Below are 3,044 nucleotides of genomic sequence, written 5' to 3'. Positions count from 1 at the left end.
CGAAGCGGGCGTAGCGGGCGTAGTGGCCGCAGCCAGCGCCGAGGCGCCACAGCGGCCGCAGGAATCCCGCCCCGGCGTGCGCTTGAGCGACGCCGATGCAGATGCCTCCTGCGGCCTGGCCCTGGCGCGCCGGCTGTGCCTGGCTGGCGGTGGCGTGGCGTGGGCCGAGGGGGGCAGCGGGGGAGGCGACGGCGATGGAGCCAGCGGCGGCCTGGTCGTCTCCCTGGTCCTGCCGCGCGTGCCCATGGCGGCGCAGGATTGTCTTGCGCAAAGCCTGGACTGAGCTGGCATTCGCGGTCCTGGAAACAGGACTGCGCGCCGGGGCGCGCAGTCAGCAAGCAGGAAAGTCAAAAAAGAGAGGAGGGCCGAGCCCGGTCAGCGTGCGAGGCGCGCGATCAGCAGCCCCGCCGCCAGCGCCGTGGCAATGGAGCGCAGCGGTTTCTTGCACACGGCGCTGCCCTGGCGGGAGAGGTCGGTGCTGCCAGCGGTACTTCTGGTCTGGAAGGGATCTTTGCTCATGGAGGCTCCTTTCCTGCAAGTCAATGGCCCGTGGCCGGGCCGGCTCAGTGGCGCATGCGCGGTTTGCACAGGTTGAAGATGGCCAGCAGCGCAACGGCGCTGGCCATCGAAATGAAGATGGACATGGATGTGGCCGGCACCTGCGCCTGCGCATCCATGGCCGAGGGCGCCAGCAGCGGCGCCAGCAGCCAGCCGCCCAGCAAGGCGCCGATGGCGCCTATTGCCACGTTGAGCAAAATGCCTTGCTGGGCCTGGGTGTTCGTGACCATGCTGGTGATCCAGCCGATCAGCCCGCCCACCATCAGCCAGATGAGGAAATCCATGGCATCGCCTTTGACAAAAGTTGCAGTTGAATATCAATGGCAATCGGCGTGCCTGCCCGTCGCAAGCGACTCAGCGCTCCGGTCGCGGGGTGCCGTTGCCCTGGGCCGGCGCGGGGCGGATTTGTGCCCGCTCGGCTTCGCGGCCTGAAGGTGTCTGGGCGTCCAGGCCCCGGTCGGGCGACTCGCTGACCTGGGGCAGATCGGCGGCGTGTTCTATCAATTCCTCGATGATGAAGCGGCCGTAGAGCTGGGCGCGCTCGGCGCCGGCGGCCTTGAGGGCATCTGCGGCGTTGCGTGCGGCCTCGTCGCTGTCCACCCGTACCACCAGCCAGTGGTAGCCGCGCTCGGCCAGGGCCTGGTGGGCCTTGACCAGATTGAGTTCCTGGCCCACGGCGGCCACGGGGCTGGCCTGTCGCAGGTCTTGGTCGATCTGGGCCAGCATTTCCCGGTCGGTGTAGCGCCGTACGTCCTGCTCGGGCAGGTTCAGCGCCTGCAGCGCCGCCATGCCGTCATCGGCCTGCGCAGCAGTGGGAAAAGAGACCACCATGTGGCCCACGGGCTTGAAGACACCGTAGGCGCGGGCAGGAGAGGAGTCCATGGGCTTGTCCTTGGTTGCTCAAAGGTGCTTGCAGGGTGGCAAGCAGCGTGCCCGCAAGGCAACGGCAGCAGGTGCTGTGCGCGTCTGCGCACGTGTCAGCCGGGTTCGGCGTCCGTCCTGTCCTTTTTGCCGCCCGCATAGTCCTTGAGCCGGTTGTACAGCGTCTTGAGGCTGATGCCGAGCACGGCGGCCGTGCGTTCCTTCTGGTACTTGCACTGCTTGAGCGTGGCCTGGATCAGCAGCCGCTCGGCCTGCGCCATGGTCATGCCGATGGGCAGCTGTATGGTGGCCGGCTCCATATCGGGCAGGTCGTAGACGTCGCCTGCCGCGCCGTGGTCGGCGAAAGGATGCACGGCGACAGGCGCGGCCTGCGAAGTGGGCGGCAATTGCGGGGCGTTGGCGGCCAGCTGTGCAGGCACGGATGTGTGCACGGATGCGTGCAATGACACCGGCATGGGGGCGGGCTGGGCAATGGCCACCGGTGGGCGGGGCAGCCATTCGGTGCCTACCTGCGGGCCGGGCTCCATGACGTAGGCACGCTGCACGGCATTGCGCAGCTCGCGCACATTGCCGGGCCAGCTGTGCTGCGCCAACTGCCTCAGGGCCGACGCCGTGAACTGCTTGGTCTGCCCCTCTCGCTGCGAGATGGCCTGCAGCAAGTGCTGGGCCAGCAGCGGGACGTCGGACAGGCGCTCGCGCAGCGGCGGCAGCTCGATGGGAAAGACGTTCAGCCGGTAGAGCAGGTCCTCGCGCAGCCTGCCGCTGGCCACGGCCTCGAAGGGGCAGCGGTTGGTGGCGGCGATCACGCGCACATCGGTCTGCAGCGTCTGGGTGGAGCCCACGCGCATGAAGCGGCCGGTCTCCAGCACGCGCAGCAGCTTGACCTGCAGCTCCATGGGCATTTCCGTGATCTCGTCCAGGAACAGCGTGCCCGTGGCCGCGCGCTCGAAAAAGCCCTGGTGCTGGCGGTCGGCGCCCGTGAAGCTGCCCTTTTCGTGGCCGAAGATCTCGCTTTCGATGAGATGCGGCGAAATAGCGCCGCAGTTCACGGCAAGAAACGGGCGGCTGCGCCGCTGGCTCAAGTCGTGCAGGGTCTGCGCCACGACCTCCTTGCCGGTGCCGCTCTCCCCCGTGAGGAATACCGTGACCGAGGTGCCTGCCACGCGCTCCATCTGCTGGTACAGGCGCTGCATGGGAGGCGATTGGCCCAGGAGCCGGCCAAAGCGTCCTTCCTGCGCGCAGTAGCTGCCAGCGGGTGCGCAATGGTCTTGTGCCGTGATCTGATCGGAGGCCGGGCCTGCGCCGTTGCGGCTGTCCGCGCCCGACAGGCCCGGCGTGGGGATGAGAAAGCGCGAAAGAATGTCCTCGAGCCGGCCTATGCCCACGGGCTTGACCAGATAGTCCATGGCGCCTCGGCGCAGGGCTTCGATGGAGGAGTCCAGGCTGGCATGGCCGGTCACCAGCACGATCTGCGAGTCCTGCGGCACTTGCCGGTCGCCGAACAGGTCCATGCCGTTGCCATCGGGCAGCTGCAGGTCCAGCAGAACCAGGCTGGGCGGCTGCATGGCCATCTGGCGGCGCGCATCGCGCAGGGTGTGGGCCAC

4 protein-coding genes and 1 pseudogene are annotated in these 3,044 nt (G+C 68.1%); 1 reads left to right on the top strand and 4 read right to left on the bottom strand.

Going from position 1 to position 3,044, the window contains the following annotated elements:
* A pseudogene (locus L995_RS22640) lies at positions 1 to 283 on the top strand (hypothetical protein); the annotation flags it as partial.
* A gap of 92 nt (positions 284 to 375) precedes the next feature.
* Here L995_RS22640 and L995_RS33960 read toward each other — a convergent pair.
* From L995_RS33960 to L995_RS22625, 4 genes are all read right to left on the bottom strand, one after another.
* Entirely contained in the window at positions 376 to 519 is a 144-nt protein-coding gene (locus tag L995_RS33960) for a hypothetical protein (protein WP_016446351.1), read from the bottom strand.
* A gap of 44 nt (positions 520 to 563) precedes the next feature.
* Positions 564 to 842 (bottom strand): GlsB/YeaQ/YmgE family stress response membrane protein, encoded by a 279-nt coding sequence (locus tag L995_RS22635; RefSeq protein WP_016446350.1) that lies wholly within the window; start codon positions 840 to 842, stop codon positions 564 to 566.
* 70 nt (positions 843 to 912) lie between these two features.
* Complete coding sequence (locus tag L995_RS22630) at positions 913 to 1,440, bottom strand: hypothetical protein (protein ID WP_047473796.1); 528 nt, start codon at positions 1,438 to 1,440, stop codon at positions 913 to 915.
* Between the two features lie 95 nt (positions 1,441 to 1,535).
* A partial coding sequence (locus L995_RS22625; RefSeq protein WP_047473795.1) for a sigma-54-dependent transcriptional regulator occupies positions 1,536 to 3,044 on the bottom strand: 1,509 nt, incomplete at its 5' end.

This window comes from Delftia sp. ZNC0008, from assembly GCF_000799035.1.
Classification (GTDB): domain Bacteria; phylum Pseudomonadota; class Gammaproteobacteria; order Burkholderiales; family Burkholderiaceae_C; genus Comamonas; species Comamonas tsuruhatensis.
The sequence above is the reverse complement of the archived record's forward strand: the minus strand, read 5'-3'. Positions and strand labels throughout refer to the sequence as shown.